Source organism: Mesorhizobium sp. M7A.F.Ca.US.014.04.1.1, assembly GCF_003998745.1.
GTDB classification, from domain to species: Bacteria; Pseudomonadota; Alphaproteobacteria; order Rhizobiales; family Rhizobiaceae; genus Mesorhizobium; species Mesorhizobium ciceri.
In genome coordinates, this window is sequence record NZ_RZRW01000919.1 from 1 (window position 1) to 1,568 (window position 1,568).

3 protein-coding genes are annotated in these 1,568 nt (G+C 63.1%); all 3 read right to left on the reverse strand.

Annotated elements, in window-relative coordinates; translation table 11 throughout:
• The coding region (locus EOA22_RS33105; RefSeq protein WP_127390581.1) for a response regulator at positions 1-474 on the reverse strand (474 nt) is incomplete at its 3' end.
• Between the two features lie 44 nt (positions 475-518).
• A complete protein-coding gene (locus EOA22_RS33110) occupies positions 519-788 on the reverse strand; it encodes a hypothetical protein (RefSeq protein ID WP_013531962.1) in 270 nt (89 codons plus the stop codon).
• A gap of 4 nt (positions 789-792) precedes the next feature.
• Positions 793-1,568, reverse strand: a 776-nt coding sequence (locus tag EOA22_RS33115) for a type II and III secretion system protein family protein (RefSeq protein WP_164756156.1), incomplete at its 5' end; no start/stop codon positions are given.

The window sequence follows — 1,568 nt, forward strand, 5'->3', positions numbered from 1 at the left end:
GGTCTGCAGCGCCAGCGTCGTGGTGCCGACGCCGCCCGCCGCAGGCATGAAGGTATAGATTTGCGACTCGGTGTTTTCCTCGCGCCCGGGCCCTTGCAGCGCCCGTACCACGGAGCGCACCAGATCGGCCGTGGTGATCGGCTTGACCAGGAAATCCGCGACCTTGAGCTGCACGAGAATACGCACCGCGGCCGCGTTGAACTCCTGGGTGACGACGACGACCGGAACCTTGTCCTCCAGCCGACGCATGATGCGCTGCAGCGACTCGACCTCCTCCAGCCTTGCCGCATCCATGTCGACGATGATGGCGCCGAAGTCGGCTTCCTGGATCTCACCGCGCAACTCGGTAACGTTCTTCTCCACCGTCGAGAGCTGTATGATCTCGGAGGCGGAAAATGCGGTGCGCGTGTCCTGCGCAAACGTCCTGTCGGTCGATACGAGCAGGATCTTCCTGGTCTTGATGCCGTTTGCCATTCTGTCAGCCTGTCAGGTCGCCCGTTGACCAGTTGCCCGTTGAATCAGTTGCCTGTGGTCGACTGCGACGCCTTGGCACCGGCCGCCTGATCGGGTGTGACAGCCGCGGCACTGCCTCGTTGGGCCGGCACCAGGAGCCTGGTGTTCTGGACCCCGTATTTCCAGGGATCGACCATCTGCATGACGGTGTTGGCGGCCTGCGCATTGCCGGCGCCGGCCGTTGGCCCTTCGCTGCGCACATAGTCGTCGCTGGTGCAGCCAGCGGCAAAGCCGGCCAGCAGCAAGGCGACGCTCGATCCAAAGACCAGACGCATGGCTTCAATCCTTCGGCAGGTCGAGGAAATGCCCAGCCGAAGCGGCCGCTGCAGGTTGAGTGACGCGGCCGTCTGCCAGCGCCACGGTGCGACCGGCATCGGAATCCTTCACTTCCTCGGTGTTGTTGAGAAAATAGTCGGCATTGCTGGCCGGCTGCGTGCCATCTGTCGGCTCGACGAGCTTCTTCGACGGATCGACCGGCTTGACCAGATAGGGCGTTACGATGATGACGAGGTCGGTCTCGCGCCGCTGATAGGATTTGGACGAGAACAGAGCCCCAAGCACCGGCATCTTGCCGAGGCCCGGAATGCGCGACGTGGTGATGTCGTTTTGCGACTGCAGCAGTCCAGCGATCATGAAGCTCTGGCCGTTCTTCAGGTCGACTGACGTCCTGGCACGGCGCACGATGAAGCCAGGAACCGAGATCGTCCCGATATTGTAGGAGGCCGACGCATCGATCGAGGAGACTTCCGGCGCGATATCAAGGCTGACCAGCCCGTCTTTCAGAACCGTCGGCGTGAAATCCAGGCTGACGCCGTATTTCTTGTAGCTGACCGAGATCTTGCCGTTGTCCTCCGAGACCGGGATCGGGAACTCGCCGCCGGCGAGGAAGCTCGCCGTCTGACCGGACCGGGCGATCAGGTTCGGCTCGGCCAGTCGCCGCGCCAAGCCGCGCTCCTCCAGCGCCTTGATGGCAATATCGATCGATACGCCGTTCGATAGGAGACGACCGATGATCTCGCCAGTACCGGCCGCCGGCACTGTGCCCGGATCGATCG

Excerpts from the sequence above, each read along its gene's own strand:
- EOA22_RS33110 (WP_013531962.1), bottom strand. The coding sequence starts at position 788 with ATGCGTCTGGTCTTTGGATCGAGCGTCGCCTTGCTGCTGGCCGGCTTT.